15 protein-coding genes are annotated in these 17,009 nt (G+C 71.7%); 11 read left to right on the forward strand and 4 right to left on the reverse strand.

Annotated elements, in window-relative coordinates:
• The first annotated feature begins 2 nt into the window (after positions 1-2).
• The 10 genes from nuoI to ACZ58X_RS14660 all read left to right on the forward strand — a co-directional run bounded on the left by nuoI (position 3) and on the right by ACZ58X_RS14660 (position 12,315).
• Positions 3-605: an NADH-quinone oxidoreductase subunit NuoI gene (gene nuoI, locus ACZ58X_RS14615; RefSeq protein ID WP_470334004.1), complete on the forward strand. Its 603-nt coding sequence runs from the start codon at positions 3-5 to the stop codon at positions 603-605.
• On the forward strand, positions 605-1,501 hold the full coding sequence (locus tag ACZ58X_RS14620) for an NADH-quinone oxidoreductase subunit J (RefSeq protein ID WP_470334115.1): 897 nt from the start codon (positions 605-607) through the stop codon (positions 1,499-1,501). The genes nuoI and ACZ58X_RS14620 overlap by 1 nt, the downstream gene beginning before the upstream one ends.
• A complete protein-coding gene (nuoK, locus tag ACZ58X_RS14625; RefSeq protein WP_360244848.1) occupies positions 1,498-1,797 on the forward strand; it encodes an NADH-quinone oxidoreductase subunit NuoK in 300 nt (99 codons plus the stop codon). The genes ACZ58X_RS14620 and nuoK overlap by 4 nt, the downstream gene beginning before the upstream one ends.
• A gap of 14 nt (positions 1,798-1,811) precedes the next feature.
• Positions 1,812-3,707 carry an NADH-quinone oxidoreductase subunit L gene (nuoL, locus tag ACZ58X_RS14630; RefSeq protein WP_470334005.1) on the forward strand — a complete coding sequence of 632 codons (1,896 nt, stop codon included), beginning with the start codon at positions 1,812-1,814 and terminating at the stop codon, positions 3,705-3,707.
• A gap of 49 nt (positions 3,708-3,756) precedes the next feature.
• A complete protein-coding gene (locus tag ACZ58X_RS14635) occupies positions 3,757-5,376 on the forward strand; it encodes an NADH-quinone oxidoreductase subunit M (RefSeq protein ID WP_470334006.1) in 1,620 nt (539 codons plus the stop codon).
• A complete protein-coding gene (gene nuoN / locus ACZ58X_RS14640; protein WP_470334007.1) occupies positions 5,373-7,010 on the forward strand; it encodes an NADH-quinone oxidoreductase subunit NuoN in 1,638 nt (545 codons plus the stop codon). The genes ACZ58X_RS14635 and nuoN overlap by 4 nt, the downstream gene beginning before the upstream one ends.
• Positions 7,011-7,262: 252 nt before the next feature.
• The gene (locus ACZ58X_RS14645; RefSeq protein ID WP_470334008.1) at positions 7,263-8,273 is read left to right on the forward strand and encodes a polyprenyl synthetase family protein; all 1,011 of its coding nucleotides are present in this window, start codon (positions 7,263-7,265) and stop codon (positions 8,271-8,273) included.
• 93 nt (positions 8,274-8,366) lie between these two features.
• Positions 8,367-9,029, forward strand: coding sequence for a response regulator transcription factor (locus ACZ58X_RS14650; protein ID WP_360244863.1), 663 nt, complete (start codon positions 8,367-8,369; stop codon positions 9,027-9,029).
• Between the two features lie 401 nt (positions 9,030-9,430).
• Positions 9,431-11,263: a 2-oxoacid:acceptor oxidoreductase subunit alpha gene (locus tag ACZ58X_RS14655; RefSeq protein ID WP_470334009.1), complete on the forward strand. Its 1,833-nt coding sequence runs from the start codon at positions 9,431-9,433 to the stop codon at positions 11,261-11,263.
• Positions 11,260-12,315, forward strand: a complete 1,056-nt coding sequence (locus ACZ58X_RS14660; RefSeq protein ID WP_470334010.1) for a 2-oxoacid:ferredoxin oxidoreductase subunit beta — start codon at positions 11,260-11,262, stop codon at positions 12,313-12,315. Before ACZ58X_RS14655 ends, ACZ58X_RS14660 begins: the two co-directional genes overlap by 4 nt.
• A 70-nt stretch (positions 12,316-12,385) precedes the next feature.
• Here the strand turns inward: ACZ58X_RS14660 and ACZ58X_RS14665 are convergent, their stop codons facing one another.
• The 3 genes from ACZ58X_RS14665 to ACZ58X_RS14675 all read right to left on the reverse strand — a co-directional run bounded on the left by ACZ58X_RS14665 (position 12,386) and on the right by ACZ58X_RS14675 (position 14,975).
• Complete coding sequence (locus ACZ58X_RS14665) at positions 12,386-12,766, reverse strand: VOC family protein (RefSeq protein ID WP_470334011.1); 381 nt, start codon at positions 12,764-12,766, stop codon at positions 12,386-12,388.
• Positions 12,767-12,958: 192 nt separating this feature from the next.
• Entirely contained in the window at positions 12,959-14,632 is a 1,674-nt protein-coding gene (locus ACZ58X_RS14670; RefSeq protein ID WP_470334012.1) for an LCP family protein, read from the reverse strand.
• Entirely contained in the window at positions 14,625-14,975 is a 351-nt protein-coding gene (locus ACZ58X_RS14675; protein ID WP_470334013.1) for a DUF6542 domain-containing protein, read from the reverse strand. Before ACZ58X_RS14675 ends, ACZ58X_RS14670 begins: the two co-directional genes overlap by 8 nt.
• A gap of 417 nt (positions 14,976-15,392) precedes the next feature.
• Between ACZ58X_RS14675 and ACZ58X_RS14680 the strand changes: the two genes are divergently transcribed.
• Positions 15,393-16,034, forward strand: a complete 642-nt coding sequence (locus ACZ58X_RS14680) for a TetR/AcrR family transcriptional regulator (RefSeq protein ID WP_470334014.1) — start codon at positions 15,393-15,395, stop codon at positions 16,032-16,034.
• Between the two features lie 122 nt (positions 16,035-16,156).
• Here ACZ58X_RS14680 and ACZ58X_RS14685 read toward each other — a convergent pair whose 3' ends face one another.
• A complete protein-coding gene (locus ACZ58X_RS14685; protein WP_470334015.1) occupies positions 16,157-16,864 on the reverse strand; it encodes a hypothetical protein in 708 nt (235 codons plus the stop codon).
• Positions 16,865-17,009 lie beyond the last annotated feature (145 nt).

The raw sequence follows: 17,009 nt of genomic DNA on the forward strand, positions 1-17,009 counted from the left end.
CGATGTCGTCCGACCAGACGGGCCGGCCCGAGCGGGCCGACCGGCCGTCGGTGCTCGGTCCGGCCGCCGGTTTCGGCGTGACCTTCAAGGCCATGTTCAAGAAGCGGCTGACCGAGCAGTACCCGGAGCAGAAGAAGCCCACGGCGCCGCGCTTCCACGGCCGCCACCAGCTGAACCGGCATCCGGACGGGCTGGAGAAGTGCGTCGGCTGCGAGTTGTGCGCGTGGGCCTGTCCGGCCGACGCGATCTACGTGGAGGGCGCGGACAACCGGGACGAGGAGCGCTACTCGCCGGGTGAGCGCTACGGCGCGGTGTACCAGATCAACTACGCCCGCTGCATCCTGTGCGGGCTGTGCATCGAGGCCTGTCCGACCCGGGCGCTGACCATGACCAACGAGTACGAGCTGGCGGACTCCTCCCGCAAGGACCTGATCTTCACCAAGGAGCAGCTGCTGGTGGGCCTGTCGGAGGACATGGTCGACACCCCGCACGCGATCTTCCCGGGCACCGACGAGGGCGCGTACTACCGGGGCGAGGTCACCGGGGCGGCGCCGGGGACGGTCCAGCAGGAGCGCACCGACCGGGAGAAGGAGGTGCGGCAGTGATCGCACAGCTGGCGGCGGCGAGCGGGACGACCTCCACGGGTGAGGCCGTCCAGTTCTGGGTGCTCGCGGTGATCGCGGTCGGTGGCGCGCTGGGCATGCTGCTGATGCGCAAGGCGGTGCACAGCGCGCTGTGCCTGGCGGCGACCATGCTGGCGCTGGCGGTCTGTTACATGGCCCAGGGCGCGGTGTTCCTGGGCGTGGTGCAGATCGTGGTGTACACCGGCGCGATCATGATGCTGTTCCTGTTCGTGGTGATGCTGGTCGGCGTGACCAGCGAGGACTCTCTGAAGGAGCAGTTGAAGGGCCAGCGGTTCGCGGCGGTGCTGTGCGGGCTGGGCTTCGGGGTGCTGCTGATCGCGGGCATCGCGAACGCGAAGCTGAACCACTTCACCGGGCTGGCCGAGGCCAACGCCGAGGGCAATGTGCCGGGCCTGGCCCGGCTGATCTTCACCCGCTACGTGTGGGCCTTCGAGGTCACCGGCGCGCTGCTGATCACCGCGGCGATCGGCGCGATGGTGCTGACCCACCGGGAGCACGTGACGGCGCCGAAGACCCAGCGGGAGCTGGCGGAGCAGCGGGTGCGGGACAACATCCAGGTGCCGCCGCTGCCGGCGCCGGGCGTGTACGCGCGGCACAACGCGGTGGACGTGCCGGGGCTGCTGCCGGACGGCACGATCGCGGAGGACTCGGTGATGGCGACGCTGCGCGAGCGGGGCCAGGTCCGGGACGTCAGTCAGGAGATGCTGCGGCGGATGGCGGAGCTGGAGAACAGCACGGCGGACTGGCTGGGCCGGCCGTCCTCGGAGCGGCCGGTGGTGGCGCCCGCGCGCAGGCCCTTGGAGCCGGTCCCGGGTCACGGGGCCGAGGAGCACGAGGCGGGGGAGGGGGAGCGGTGAATCCGGTCAACTACCTTTATCTGTCGGCCCTGTTGTTCACCATCGGCGCGTCCGGGGTGTTGATCCGGCGCAACGCGGTCGTGCTGTTCATGTGCGTGGAGCTGATGCTGAACGCCTCGAACCTGGCCCTGGTGACGTTCTCCCGGCTGCACGGGACCTTGGACGGTCAGATCATCGCGTTCTTCACCATGGTGGTCGCGGCGGCCGAGGTCGTGGTCGGCCTCGCCATCATCGTCTCCATCTTCCGGACCAGGCACTCCGCTTCGGTCGACGACAGCAATCTGATGAAGCTGTAGGCGGAGGGCCTTCGGTGAACTCTCTCATTCCGCTGCTGGTGGCGGCTCCGCTGGCCGGTGCCGCCCTGCTGCTCCTGGGCGGTCGTGCCTTCGACCGCTTCGGCCACTGGCTGGCCACCGCGCTCGCCGCGCTCTCGTTCGGCTTCGGCCTGGCCCTGTTCTCGGACATGCTGGGCCGGGACGTCGAGCACCGGGCGGTGACGAAGCACCTGTTCACCTGGGTGCCGGTGAACGCCTTTCAGGCCGACGTCTCGTTCCGGCTCGACCAGTTGTCGATGACCTTCGTGCTGTTGATCACCGGGGTGGGCACGCTGATCCACCTGTACTCGGTGGGCTACATGGCGCACGACGAGCGCCGGCGCCGCTTCTTCGCGTACCTGAACCTGTTCCTGGCCGCCATGCTGCTGCTGGTGCTGGCGGACAACTACCTGCTGCTGTACTTCGGCTGGGAGGGCGTGGGCCTGGCCTCGTACCTGCTGATCGGCTTCTGGCAGCACAAGCCGAGCGCGGCGACGGCGGCGAAGAAGGCGTTCCTGGTCAACCGGGTCGGCGACATGGGCCTGTCGATCGCGATCATGCTGATGTTCGCCGAGTTCGGCTCCTTCGCCTTCACGCCGGTCTTCGACGGGGCGCACGGGGCGAGCGAGGGCAGGCTGACGGCGATCGGCCTGATGCTGCTGCTGGCCGCGTGCGGCAAGTCGGCGCAGGTGCCGCTGCAGTCCTGGCTGGGGGACGCGATGGAGGGCCCGACCCCGGTCTCGGCCCTGATCCACGCGGCCACCATGGTGACCGCCGGGGTCTACCTGATCACCCGGTCCTCGGCGATCTTCGACCTGGCGCCGGACGCCCAGACCGCCGTGGTGGTGGTCGGCGCCGTGACGCTGCTGTTCGGTGCGGTCGTCGGTTGTGCCAAGGACGACATCAAGAAGGCGCTGGCCGGTTCGACCATGTCGCAGATCGGCTACATGATCCTGGCGGCCGGGCTGGGCCCGATCGGCTACGTCTTCGCGATCATGCACCTGGTGACCCACGGCTTCTTCAAGGCCGGGCTGTTCCTCGGCGCCGGGTCGGTCATGCACGGCATGGACGACGAGGTGAACATGCGCCACTACGGCGGCCTGTGGCGGAAGATGCCGTGGACCTTCGCCACCTTCGGCCTGGGCTACCTCGCCATCATCGGCTTCCCGGGGCTGTCCGGCTTCTTCTCCAAGGACAAGATCATCGAGGCGGCCTTCGCCAAGGGCGGCACCGAGGGCTGGATCCTCGGCCTGTGCGCGCTGGTCGGCGCGGCCGTCACCGCGTTCTACATGACCCGGGTGATGCTGCTGACCTTCTTCGGCGAGAAGCGCTGGCAGCCGGACGCCGAGGGCAACCTCCCGCACCCGCACGAGTCGCCGCGGACCATGGTCGTGCCGATGGTCCTGCTGGCCTTCGGCTCGGTCTTCGCCGGTGGGCTGTTCGTCCTGCACGGCTCCTTCCTGAAGTGGCTGGAGCCGGTCACCGGCCACAGCGAGGGCGACTCCCCGCTCGGCTCCTGGACGGTCACCGGGCTGACCACGGCCTGCATGCTGGCCGGCGTGGGCCTGGCGTACCTGATGTACGGGCGCTCGCCCGTCCCGGTGGTGCCGCCGGTCGGCTCCCCGCTCACCCGGGCGGCCCGCCGCGACCTGCTGCAGGACGACTTCAACCACGCGGTGCTGGTGCGGCCGGGCTCGGCGCTGGCCGCGACCCTGGTCTACTTCGACAGCCGCGGCCTGGACGGCTTCGTCAACGGCCTGGCCGCCCTCATCGGGGGCCTGTCCGGCCGGCTGCGGCGGGTCCAGAACGGCTTCGTCCGCTCGTACGCGCTCTCCATGTTCGGCGGCACGCTGGTGCTGGTCGCCTCGACTCTCCTGATGAGGTCCGTGTGATGACAGTTACTCGCCCGCTCGGCGGGGAATCGCGTCGGGAGGTCTGGTCGTGAGCGTCCTGCTGACCACCACCTGCGCCGTCCCGGCGGCCGGCGCGGTGCTGACCGCCGCGCTGCCCGCCGGGACGAACGAGGCCCGGCGGCGCACCACCAAGACCGTCGCGCTGGCCGTGTCCGGGGTGACCCTGGTGCTGGCCGCCCTGGTGGCGCTGCGCTTCGACCCGCACGGCGCCCGGTTCCAGCTGACCGAGTCGTACAGCTGGATCCGTTCCTTCGGCATCACCTTCTCGCTCGGCGTGGACGGCATCGGCGCGGTGCTGGCCCTGCTGACGGCCGTCCTGGTGCCGATGGTGATGCTGGCCTCCTGGCACGACGCGGACCCGGCCGCGCCGGGCCCCGACGGCAGCTTCGAGAACAACCGGCGCACCCAGGCCTTCTTCGCCCTGATCCTGGCGGTGGAGGCGATGGTGGTGGTGTCCTTCTACGCCACCGACGTCTTCCTGTTCTACGTGTTCTTCGAAGCCATGCTGATCCCGATGTACTTCCTGATCGGCGGCTTCGGCGACCGGGCCGGCGGCCCCGAGTCGGCGCGTCAGCGCTCCTACGCGGCCGTCAAGTTCCTGCTGTACAACCTGCTCGGCGGCCTGGTGATGCTGGCCGCGGTGATCGGGCTGTACGTGATCGCCCAGGAGCAGGGCCTCGGCACCTTCGACCTGCCGACCCTCACCGGGGCGGTCGCCGACGGCAGCCTCAAGCTGTCCGGGACGGCGCAGAACGCGCTGTTCCTCGGCTTCTTCTTCGCCTTCGCGGTGAAGGCCCCGCTGTGGCCGCTGCACACCTGGCTGCCGAACGCGATGGGCGAGGCGACGGCCGGCACCGCGGTGCTGATCACCGCGGTGGTGGACAAGGTCGGCACCTTCGCGATGCTGCGCTTCTGCCTGGGGCTGTTCCCGGACGCCTCGAAGACCTTCGCCCCGGCGATCCTGGTGCTGTCGCTGGTCGGGATCGTCTACGGCGCGCTGCTGGCGGTCGGCCAGAAGGACATCAAGCGGCTGGTCGCCTACGCCTCGATCTCGCACTTCGGCTTCATCATCATGGGCATCTTCGCGATGACCAGCCAGGGCCAGAGCGGCGCGACCCTCTACATGGTCAACCACGGCCTCTCCACCGCCGCGTGGATGCTGGTGGCCGGCTTCCTGATCTCGCGCCGCGGCTCGCGGCTGATCGCCGACTACGGCGGCGTGCAGAAGGTCGCCCCGGTGCTCGCCGGGACCTTCCTGATCGGCAGCCTGGCGACCCTGTCGCTGCCGGGGCTGGCCCCGTTCGTCAGCGAGTTCCTGGTGCTGGTCGGCACCTTCACCCGCTACCCGGCGATCGGCGTCGTCGCCACCCTCGGCATCGTGCTGGCCGCGCTGTACGCCCTGCTGCTGTACCAGCGCACCATGACCGGCCCGGTGAAGGAGGGCGTGCGCGCGATGCCCGACCTCAAGGTCCGCGAACTGGCCGTGGTGGCACCGCTGGTGGCGCTGACGATCCTGCTCGGCGTGTACCCGAAGCCGCTCACCGACCTGGTGAACCCCTCGGTGGACGCGACGCTCTCGCAGGTCCACCGGACCGATCCGGCGCCGGCCCACCCGGTCGCCGCCACCTCAGGAGGTGAGCAGAAGTGAGTGCCACCGCAGTGCTCGCCGCCGTCGGCGGCAACACCCCCAGCATCCCGGCGCCGCACATCGAGTACGGCCAACTCTCCCCGATGCTGGTGGTCTTCGGGGCCGCCGTGGCGGGCGTCCTGGTCGAGGCCTTCGTGCCGCGCCGGCTGCGGCACTGGACCCAGGTGTCGCTGGCGCTGGTCGCGCTGGCCGGCGCGTTCGCCGCCGTGGTGGTGCTGGCCACCCAGGGCCACGGCGCGCCGCGGGTCGACCTGCTGGCCATGGAGTCGGTCGCACTGGACGGCCCGGCGCTGTTCCTCCAGGGCGTGATCCTGCTGGTCGCCGTCGTCGCGGTGCTCACCTACGCCGAGCGGAAGCTGGAGCCCAAGGCCGGCGGCCTGCCCGCCGACGCCTTCGCCGCCCAGGCGTCCGCCACCCCGGGCGGGGAGCAGGAGCGGGCCGCGGTCCGGGCCGGCTTCGCGACCACCGAGGTGTTCCCGCTGACCCTGTTCGCGGTCGGCGGCATGCTGCTCTTCCCGGCCGCCAACGACCTGCTGACCATGTTCGTGGCGCTGGAGGTCTTCTCCCTCCCGCTGTACCTGCTGTGCGCGCTGGCCCGGCGCCGCCGGCTGCTGTCCCAGGAGGCGGCGGTCAAGTACTTCCTGCTGGGCGCCTTCGCCTCGGCGTTCTTCCTGTTCGGCACCGCGCTGCTGTACGGCTACGCGGGCAGCGTGAAGCTCGGCGACATCGCGGACGTCATCGCCGGCAAGGCGATGACCACCCCGGCGCAGCTGAGCAGCACCCAGAGCGACGCGCTGCTGCTGACCGGCCTGGCGATGCTGGCGGTGGGCCTGCTGTTCAAGGTCGGCGCGGTGCCGTTCCACTCCTGGATCCCGGACGTCTACCAGGGGGCGCCGACCCCGGTGACCGGCTTCATGGCCGCGGCCACCAAGGTCGCCGCGTTCGGGGCGTTCCTGCGGCTGTTCTACGTGGCCTTCCCGGGCCTGCGGCTGGACTGGCGGCCGGTGCTGTGGGGCGTGGCGATCCTGACCATGGTGGTCGGCGCGGTGCTGGCGGTGACCCAGCAGGACGTCAAGCGGCTGCTGGCGTACTCCTCGATCGCGCACGCCGGGTTCATCCTGACCGGGGTGATCGCGGTCAACAAGCAGGGCCTGTCCTCGGTGCTGTTCTACCTGGCGGCGTACTCCTTCGTGACGCTGGGGGCCTTCGCCGTGGTCACCCTGGTGCGCGACTCCAAGGGGGAGGCGACCCACCTGTCGAGCTGGGCGGGGCTGGGGCGGCGCTCGCCGCTGGTGGCGGCGGTCTTCGCGCTGTTCCTGCTGGCCTTCGCCGGGATCCCGCTGACCTCCGGCTTCACCGGGAAGTTCGCGGTGTTCCAGGCGGCGGCGGCCGGCGGGGCGACGCCGCTGGTGATCGTCGGTGTGCTGAGTTCGGCGGTGGCCGCGTTCTTCTACATCCGGGTGATCGTGCTGATGTTCTTCTCCGACCCGCAGCCGGGCGGTCCGACGGTGGCGATCCCGAGCGCCTTCACGGCGACCGCGATCGGGGTCGGGGTGCTGGTCACGCTGGGTCTGGGCCTGCTGCCGCAGTACTTCCTGGACCTCGCGTCCAAGGCCTCGCTGTTCGCGTACTGACCGTAGCCGGTCGGTTTGTCGGAGATCGGTCCGGATCCGCGGGCCGATCTCCGGCCTTTGTTTCCCGATGAATTCGCCCCCACCGCGGCTCCGTCCGCGCAGGCCTCCTGACCAGGGCTTCCGGCGCGGTCATGACGGGATCCGCACGCCCGTGCAGTGATCCACTCGCGACCGGATACCCTGCCTGTATGGCCAGCGGCGGCACTCAGGGACCAGGCCGCTAGATCGACCAGGGACAGAGGAGTGGTCTTCGTGACCGTCGTGGGACCCTTCGGGCTCAGCGTGCAGGACCGCGACCTGACCCGGGACGTCCAGGCCGGACTGGACGCCGTGGAGGCGGCGCTCTCCGAGGCCGTCAAGAGCGACGTCCCCTTCATCACCGTCACCGCCTCCCACCTGATCGAGGCCGGCGGCAAGCGCTTCCGTCCGCTGCTCCTGCTGCTGGCCGCCCAGTTCGGCGACCCGGGGGCGCCCGGCGTGGTGCCGGCCGCGGTGGTCGTCGAGCTGACCCACCTGGCCACGCTGTACCACGACGACGTGATGGACGAGGCCCCGGTGCGCCGCGGCGCGGAGAGCGCCAACTCCCGCTGGGACAACTCGGTGGCCATCCTCACCGGCGACTTCCTGTTCTCCCGCGCCTCCCAGGTGCTGGCCGACCTCGGCCCGGAGGCGGTGCGGATGCAGGCCGAGGCCTTCGAGCGGCTGGTGACCGGCCAGATCCTGGAGACCCGCGGCCCCGGCCCGGAGGCCGACCGGCTGCTGCACTACCTGGACGTGCTGGCCGGCAAGACCGGATCGCTGATCGCCGTCTCCTGCCGGATAGGAGCGCTGATGGCCGGCGCCCCGCCCGCACTGGTGGACACCCTCGGCGAGTTCGGCGAGCGGATCGGCATCGCCTTCCAGCTGGCCGACGACGTGCTGGACGTCGCCAGCGACGGCCACGAATCCGGCAAGACCCCCGGCACCGACCTGCGCGAGGGCGTGCCGACCCTGCCGACCCTGCTGCTGGAGCAGATGCCGGCCGACCCGGACGACCCGGCCGACACCCGGCTGCGCGCACTGCTCACCCAGGACCTCTCCGACGACGACCTGCACGCCGAGGCGCTGCGCCTGCTGCGCGCCCACCCCGCCCTGGAGCGCGCCCGCCGGGAGACCCTGCGGCACTCCGAGGAGGCCCGGGCGCTGCTGGCCCCGCTGCCGGACTGCGCGGCCAAGGCCGCCCTGGACGGGCTCTGCGACGCGGTGGCGATCCGCACCATGTGACCGCCCCCGGCGGATCGGACCCCGAGCCCGTACGGGCGCGGGCGGATGGGGGAGACTGACACCCGTCAGCTCACGCCTGCCCGGAAGGTCGCCATGCGCCGCGTCGTCATCGCCGAGGACTCCGTACTGCTCCGGGAAGGCCTGACCAGGCTGCTCACCGACCGCGGCCTGGAGGTCGTGGCGGGGGTCGGGGACGGCGCCGCCCTGGTGAAGACGATCCACGACCTGGCGGCGGCCGACGCCCTGCCGGACGTGGTGGTCTCGGACGTGCGGATGCCCCCGACCCACACCGACGAGGGCCTGCGCGCCTGCGTGGAGCTGCGCGGGCGCTACCCGCAGCTGGGCGTGCTGGTGCTGTCGCAGTTCGTGGAGGAGCGCTACGCCTCCGAGCTGCTGGCCGGCTCCACCCGGGGCGTCGGCTACCTGTTGAAGGACCGGGTCGCCGAGGTGCGCGAGTTCGCCGACGCGGTGGTGCGGGTCGCCGAGGGCGGCACCGCGCTGGACCCGGAGGTGGTGCAGCAGCTGCTCAGCCGCAGCCGCAAGGGCGACGTTCTGGCCAATCTCACGCCGCGCGAGCGCGAGGTGCTCGGCCTGATGGCCGAGGGGCGCACCAACGCGGCCGTGGCCAAGCAGCTGGTGGTGTCGGACGGGGCGGTGGAGAAGCACGTCAGCAACATCTTCCTCAAGCTGGGGCTGGCGCAGAGCGCGGAGGACCACCGCCGGGTGCTCGCGGTGCTGACCTACCTCAACTCCTAGCCGGGGCCGTCCGGGGGCCGTCCGGGGCGCCCGCCGGGGGGCGCCTGCTCCGTACCCGGAATGATCTCCGGCGGGCGGGCGTTGTCCCTGGGTGCGGTACCGGAACGGGCGGGGGAAATTCCTGCGGGAGTTCCAACCGGGCCCGAGGTCGCGCGCATAGGATGCGAGCGGTGCACCAGGCGGACGGGGCACGGGGCCGCGCCCGCGGTGGTGCGTCCACGAGGAGGTCCGCGGCAGTGACCAGTCAGGTCGATCAGTCGGAGGCAGTGGACGGATCGGGCGGCGACGAGGGTCGTACCGGCGGTGGTGACGGACGCCCCGGAGCGGCCGGACCAGCCGGCCCGCACGCCCCGGGCAGTCCACCGGAGAGGCGCCCCAAGCCCGTTCGCAGACTCGACCGGGTGATCATCCGGTTCGCGGGGGACTCCGGCGACGGCATGCAGCTCACCGGTGACCGCTTCACCTCGGAGACGGCCGCGTTCGGCAACGACCTCTCCACGCTGCCGAACTTCCCGGCCGAGATCCGGGCCCCCGCCGGCACCCTGCCGGGCGTCTCCTCCTTCCAACTGCACTTCGCCGACCACGACATCCTCACCCCGGGCGACGCGCCGAACGTGCTGGTGGCGATGAACCCGGCGGCCTTGAAGGCGAACCTGCCGGACCTGCCGCGCGGCGCGGAGATCATCGTCAACACCGACGAGTTCACCAAGCGCGCGCTGACCAAGGTCGGTTACGCGGCGGACCCGCTCGGCGACGACTCGCTGGACGCCTTCCACCTGCACCGGGTGCCGCTCACCACGCTGACCCTGGAGGCGCTCAAGGACAGCGGGCTGGCCCGCAAGGACGCCGAACGGGCGAAGAACATGTTCGCCCTGGGCCTGCTGTCCTGGATGTACCACCGGCCCACCCACGGCACCGAGTCCTTCCTGCGCGCCAAGTTCGCCAAGAAGCCGCAGATCGCCGAGGCCAACATCAGCGCCTTCCGGGCGGGCTGGAACTTCGGCGAGACCACCGAGTCCTTCGCGGTCTCCTACGAGGTGCCGCCGGCCAAGCTCCCGGCCGGGCGCTACCGCAACATCTCCGGCAACCTGGCGCTGTCCTACGGGCTGATCGCCGCCGGGCAGCGCTCCGGCCTGCCGCTGTACCTGGGCTCGTACCCGATCACCCCGGCCTCGGACATCCTGCACGAGCTGAGCCGGCACAAGGACTTCGGGGTGCGCACCTTCCAGGCCGAGGACGAGATCGCCGGGATCGGCGCCGCGCTCGGCGCGGCCTTCGGCGGGGCGCTCGGCGTGACCACCACCTCCGGCCCGGGCGTGGCGCTCAAGTCGGAGACGATCGGCCTGGCGGTCTCGCTGGAACTGCCGCTGCTGGTGGTGGACATCCAGCGCGGCGGCCCGTCCACCGGCCTGCCGACCAAGACCGAGCAGGCGGACCTGCTGCAGGCCATGTTCGGCCGCAACGGCGAGGCGCCGGTGCCGATCGTCGCCCCGGCCACGCCCGCCGAGTGCTTCGACGCGGCGCTGGAGGCGGCCCGGATCGCGGTGACCTACCGCACCCCGGTGTTCCTGCTCTCGGACGGCTACCTGGCGAACGGCTCGGAGCCCTGGCGGATCCCGGAGGTCGACGAACTGCCGGAGATCGACCCGAAGTTCGCGACCGGCCCGAACCGCGAGGACGGTGCCTTCTGGCCGTACCTGCGGGACCAGCACACCCTGGCCCGCCCCTGGGCGGTGCCCGGCACGCCCGGCCTGGAGCACCGGATCGGCGGCATCGAGAAGCAGGACGGCACCGGGAACATCTCCTACGACCCGGCCAACCACGACCTGATGGTCCGCACCCGGCAGGCGAAGGTCGACGGGATCACCGTCAAGCCGGTGGAGGTCGACGACCCGACCGGCGACGCCCGGGTGCTGGTGCTCGGCTGGGGCTCGACCTACGGCCCGATCACCGCGGCGGTGCGCCGGGTGCGCGCGGACGGCGGCGAGGTCGCCCAGGCGCACCTGCGCAACCTCAACCCGTTCCCGGCCAACCTGGGCTCGGTGCTGCGCAGTTACGAGAAGGTCATCGTGCCCGAGATGAACCTGGGCCAGCTCGCGCTGCTGCTGCGGGCGAAGTACCTGGTGGACGCCGAGTCCTACAACCAGGTGCGCGGACTGCCGTTCAAGGCGGCGCAGTTGGCGGACGTGCTGTGGGCGGCGATCGGCACCCTGGACGAGGAGGACCACCGATGAGTGAGCACGCGTTCCCGTCCTTGAAGCTGGTGCCCAAGGCCGACGGGCCGCAGAGCGCCCGGGACTTCAAGACCGACCAGGAGGTGCGCTGGTGCCCGGGCTGCGGTGACTACGCGATCCTGGCGGCGGTGCAGTCCTTCATGCCGGAGCTCGGCATCAAGCGGGAGAACACCGTCTTCGTCTCCGGCATCGGCTGCTCCTCGCGCTTCCCGTACTACATGAACACCTACGGGGTGCACTCGATCCACGGCCGGGCGCCGGCGATCGCGACCGGGCTGGCCTCCTCCCGGCGGGACCTCAGCGTCTGGGTGGTGACCGGGGACGGCGACGCGCTGTCGATCGGCGGCAACCACCTGATCCACGCCCTGCGGCGCAACGTCAACCTCAAGATCCTGCTGTTCAACAACCGGATCTACGGCCTCACCAAGGGCCAGTACTCGCCGACCAGCGAGCTCGGCAAGATCACCAAGTCGACCCCGATGGGCTCGCTGGACGCGCCGTTCAACCCGCTGTCGCTGGCGATCGGCGCCGAGGCCTCCTTCGTCGCCCGCACCATCGACTCGGACCGCCAGCACCTGCAGTCGGTGCTGCGGGCGGCGGCCGAGCACGAGGGCACGGCGCTGGTGGAGATCTACCAGAACTGCAACATCTTCAACGACGGCGCCTTCGAGGTGCTCAAGGAGGCCGGCACCCGGGACGAGGCGCTGATCCGGCTGGAGCACGGGCGGCCGATCCGCTTCGGCGCGGACGGGGCCAACGGCGTCTTCCGGGGCGCGGACGGCGAGCTGTCCACCGCCCCGGTGACGGCGGACAACGAGGCGCGGGTGCTGGTCCACGACGCCCACGCGGCCAGCCCGACCGGCGCCTTCGCGCTGTCCCGGATCGCCGACGCGGACACCCTGCACCACACGCCGATCGGCGTGCTGCGCGACGTCCGGCGCCCGGTCTACGACGACCTGATGGAGAGCCAGCTGGCCACCGCCGTCGCCCACCGCGGACCTGGCGACCTGGCGACCCTGCTGGCGGGCGGCGACACCTGGACGGTCGACTGACCACCCCGCCCCGCCACCACGCGTCGGCGCCCCCGCCCGATCCGGGACGGGGGCGCCGACGCGTTCGCGGCTACTGCCGGGCCCACTCGACCAGCTCGACCGGGACCCCGCTCGGGTCGGTGACCTGGAAGAGCTTCTCGCCCCACGGCTCCTCGCGCAGCGGCAGGGTGATCTCGACCCCCTCGCCGCGCAGCCGCGCCTCCTGGGCCGCGATGTCCTCGACGGTGAACGCCAGGATCACCCCGTCCGCGGTCCGGTGCCGCTGCTCCTCGGGCAGCACCTCCAGCCCGCGCCGCAGGTAGACGACGTTCACCCCGCCGTCGGGGTGGCCGAGCGAGACGAAGCCGTCGGCGGACATCAACTCGGTGTAGCCGAAGTGCCGCTGGAGGAAGGCGGCGGAGGCGCCGGTGTCCTCGACGGTCAGGGAGACGACGGTGCTGGTGATGTGCATGCGGAGCCCTCTCGTCACTGCGCACGGTTATCCCGTACGCAGTACACTATACATAGTACGGAGAATCTCGCCAGGGATCGGCCGGGGAAAGCGCCGAGGGAGGCCCCCGGTGGGGACCTCCCTCGTGCGGTGCTGCGGTGCTGTGCCGTGGTGCTGCTGCGGTGCCGTGGTGCTGCGGTGCCGCGGTTCGCGTCAGAAGACGCAGGGGATGCCGCCGTCGGACGTGGCGTCGACGCCGGGGCCCTGCATCGGCAGGTTGGCGGCCGGGTCGCCGGTGGGGGCGGGGCCGCTGGGGGCGGCGGACTTGTCGTCGGCGCCGGTGAAGGAGGTGCCGAGGGTGACCACCACGTGGCCGGCGGCGGCGGTGGCGGACTCGGTGGCGGTGGCGCCGTAGCGGGCGGCGATCTGGTCCGCGGCGTCCTTGGCGCCCTTGCCGTAGGTCACCGTGGTGGTCTTCGGCTTGCTGCGGGCCGGGCCGGTGGTGCCCTCCTTGAACCCCATCGCGACCAGGGCCTTGGCCTCGGCGGAGGAGGAGACCCCGGCGGCGGAGGAGGCGTTGTACACGTCGACGGTGGCCGCGGCGGCCGCCTTGGCCGGGGCGGTCGCGCTCGGCGAGGGGGTGGCGGGGGCCTCGGTGGTCGGGGCGTCGGTGGCGCCGTCCGCCGGGGCGGCGGGGGCGGCCGCGTCGGCGTAGCCGAACAGCTGCTTGACCACCTTCTGGATCTTCGACGGGGTGACCAGGTTGACGTCCTGGCCGTTCCTGGTGCCGAAGCCGTCGAAGGTCAGGGTGTTGAACTCGACGTTGCCGCCGGTCAGCGCCGGGGCCTGCTGGGCGAAGTCCAGGACGTTCCACTCGTTGTCGATCACCAGGTCCTTCTGGACGACGCCGAACAGGTCCTTGAGCTTGCCGAGGTCGCTGATGATGCCGTCCTGCTTGAGCTTGTGCACGACGGAGGAGATGAAGGCCTGCTGGCGGTGGGTGCGGGCGAAGTCGCCGGTGTTGCCCTTGCCGTCGTCCAGGTTGTGGCGCTGGCGGACGAAGGCCAGCGCCTGGGAGGCGTTGAGGGTGTTGATGCCCTTCTTGAAGTCGGCGCCGGAGCCCTGGCCCTCCATCGCCGGGTCCTTGGTGTCGTGGGTCAGGCAGACCTGGATCGGCTCCACGGCCTTGGCGATGTCGTAGAAGCCCATCAGGTTGACCTCGGCGATGTGGTCCACCGGCTGGTTCACGAAGGTCTGGACGGTGCGGATGGTGGCCGCCCGGCCGGCGTCGCGGCCGGCCTTCTCCAGGTCGGCGCCCTTGAGGCCCTTGGCCTTCGGGCTCCGGTCGAAGGCGTCCTTGGCGTTGCCGTACGCCTCCTTGATCTTGTGCATGCCCTGCTGGGAGCCGTCCCCGTTGTAGGTCATGACGTAGTCGTCGCGCGGGATGGAGACCGCCTGCACCTTGCCGCCGCCCGCCGGTATGTGCAGCAGGATCAGGGAGTTGGTGTTGTACCCGCCGATGTCCGAGCTGTGGCCGGCGTGCAGTTCGTCCTGGACGAACTGCGGGGGCAGGTCGGAGCCGTCCATCGCCTTGCGGCTGTCCAGGCCGATCAGCAGCAGGTTGACCGAGTTGTCCAGGTGCTTGGGGGCGTCCTTCTTGGTCTCCGCGATCGCGTTGGAGGTGGTCATCCCGTCGGTCAGCGACGTGTACTCGTACCAGACCACCCCGCTGGCCGCGAACACCGCGAAGCCGACCGTGGTGGCGACCACCCGGCCGGCGATCAGCAGCGGGGAGCTGCGGCGGCCCGTCGGGGCGGCCGCGGCCCTGCGCCCGGCGGCCCGGCCGCCCTCCGGCCGTTCCCGTTCCCGTTCGCGCTCGTCAGCCATGCTGCCTCCTCCGGTCCAGGGCCACCCGGGCCACGATCACCAGCAGGGCCGCCACGGCGGCCTGCGCCATCACCGGGAAACCGTGCACCACCCACTTCGCGGCGCCGGTGGCCAGGGCCTTGCCCCGGTACGTGTCGCCGTTCGCGGCCAGCTCGGCCGCGGCCGTCACGCCGAGCACCACCAGCGGGGAGGCGGCGACCACCCACCACCAGCCGCGGCGGGTGCTGAGCCCGGCCGCCAGGCCGGTGCCGATCACCGCGCACACCGCGAAGGCCAGGCCCATGCCCGGCCCGGAGAGCTCGTCGACCACCGCGCCGACCAGCGGCAGTCCGAGGGCCGCCACCGGGGGCAGTGCGGGCCCGCCGGAGAAGGGACGCGTGGGGCCCGCGGGCCGACTCGCCGTCCGCCGTCGTGAACCCTGGTCGGACGACCGTCCTCGCTGCCCCGCCACTCACTCACCCCCGGGTGTTCCCGTGCTTCGCGCGCCACGTCGGCGCTGCGCCGGGTCTGCCGTGGTAGAGCGGTTGCGGCGCTGCCAGTACGGGACGCTGGTGTTCGGCCGGCCGGTTCCCGTTCTCGGTTTCCCGCTGCTGCTCGGGGGCAGGCACGTTTTCGGATTTGCTCTACAGAGGTGTAGAGATCGTACGCAGCATAGAGCACGCCTGTTCGGTGGCAAGTCCGCTCGTGAACGGGCCAGCAGACACTACACCGGGCAGTTTCTGAGACGGTCGGCGGGGCGCCGACGGAGAAGGAGAAGGTCGTGGCGACCACGGGCGCAGCGGGACGGCCGGAGAAGCGCAGGGCGATCACCGGGGCCGCGACCACGGTGTTCGGGCGGGAGGGGTACGTCCGGGCCAGCATGGACGCGATCGCGGCCGAGGCCGGGGTGTCCAAGCGCACGGTCTACAACCACTTCGCCGACAAGGAGACCCTCTTCCTGTCGGTGGCGCTGCAGAACTCGGCGGAACTGGCCGAGCGGATGCGGGAGTTGCTGGCGGAGCACCTGGACGGCGCGGTGGACGTGCGGAGCGCCCTCACCGCCTTCGCGGTGGAGCGGGCGAACGCGGCGCCGGCCGCGGGCGAGCTCGGGGCGCTCGGCCGGGCGATCCGGGCCGAGGTGGCCAACATCCCGGCGGACGTCCTGGAGGCCTGGCTGGAGACCGGCCCGGCGGCCGCCCAGCGGGCCCTCGCGCAGTGCCTGGCGGAGCTCGGCCGGCGCGGGCTGCTGGCGGTTCCGGACCCGGGGCTCGCGGCCGAGCGCTTCACCCTGCTGACCTTCCACGGCGTGGCCGAGCGCTCCTTCTGGGGCGCCCTGCCGGTGGCCGAGGAGGAGGTCCGGCGGATGGCCGGGTCCGGGGTGGACGCCTTCCTGCGGATCCACGGCGGGCCGGCCGCGGGCTGAGCGCGGGCTGAGCGCGACCCGGTGGACGGGGTGGCCCGGAGCCGCCCCGCCCACCGGGTCGTCGAAGGTCACCGGCGGTCGCCGCGGATCACCACCGCTCACCGCCGGTCACCGTCGACGGGTCACTTCCAGTTGACGCCCTTGCCCAGGGTGTACGGCTCGCCCCAGTACTCGGCGCCCGACACCTTGGTGGCCGTCGGGGCCAGCGCCAGCACGCAGGAGGTGATCGACTGCCCGTTGGTGAAGCCCTTCGGGAACGAGGGGTGCGGGCACTTGTCGAAGCTGCCGATCAGCATCACCTCGGCGGCCTCCGAGCCGTCCGGCAGGGTGCCCTTCACCTGGGTCAGGCTGGAGAAGGACAGGTCGGTGCTGCCGGTGTTGGTGACCTTGAACCGGATGTAGTACGGCACCATGCCCGCGGCCTTGTCGCCGAGCTTGAGCGGGGTGAGGTCGGCCGGGTCGCCCTTGTCGATCGAGGTGACCGCGAGCGAGACGGTGCCCTTGGTGCTGCCCGAGCTGAACGGGACGGTCGCCGCGTCGCCGATCTTCACCGTGGTGCCGGGCGCCGCCGTCGGACCGGCCTGGGCCGGGGCGCCGCCGGTGGTCCCGCCGGTGGCCGTACCGCCGGCGCCGCCGGTCGGCGCGGCCGCCGAGGCGGAGGCCGCCGGGGTGGTCGGCGCGGCGGACGGCGTGGCCGGGGCCTGGGTGGCCGGCGGGGTGGTGGCGCTGTCGGACGACGCGGCGTCGTCGTTGCAGGCGGTCATGGTGAGCGCGCCGACCACGGCCAGGCCGGCCAGGGCCATGGTGCGACTGTTGCGGATGGTCTTCATGTGACGTCCCCCGTGCGTGCGGACCGCCGTGGCGGCGGTTCTCCTGAGGGACGTTCATAGCGCAGGGGGAAAGCCGGACGCCATTCCTTTGGCGCCGTCTTGACTCCGCCGTGACGAGTCCCACGCGGGTTCGTGACAAGGGATG

Source organism: Kitasatospora sp. NPDC040550 (assembly GCF_055594965.1).

Coding starts and splice junctions, on each gene's coding strand:
- nuoI (WP_470334004.1), top strand. CDS start 3: ATGTCGTCCGACCAGACGGGCCGGCCCGAGCGGGCCGACCGGCCGTCG.
- ACZ58X_RS14650 (WP_360244863.1), top strand. CDS start 8,367: ATGCGCCGCGTCGTCATCGCCGAGGACTCCGTACTGCTCCGGGAAGGC.
- ACZ58X_RS14660 (WP_470334010.1), top strand. CDS start 11,260: ATGAGTGAGCACGCGTTCCCGTCCTTGAAGCTGGTGCCCAAGGCCGAC.
- ACZ58X_RS14665 (WP_470334011.1), bottom strand. CDS start 12,766: ATGCACATCACCAGCACCGTCGTCTCCCTGACCGTCGAGGACACCGGC.
- ACZ58X_RS14670 (WP_470334012.1), bottom strand. CDS start 14,632: ATGGCTGACGAGCGCGAACGGGAACGGGAACGGCCGGAGGGCGGCCGG.
- ACZ58X_RS14685 (WP_470334015.1), bottom strand. CDS start 16,864: ATGAAGACCATCCGCAACAGTCGCACCATGGCCCTGGCCGGCCTGGCC.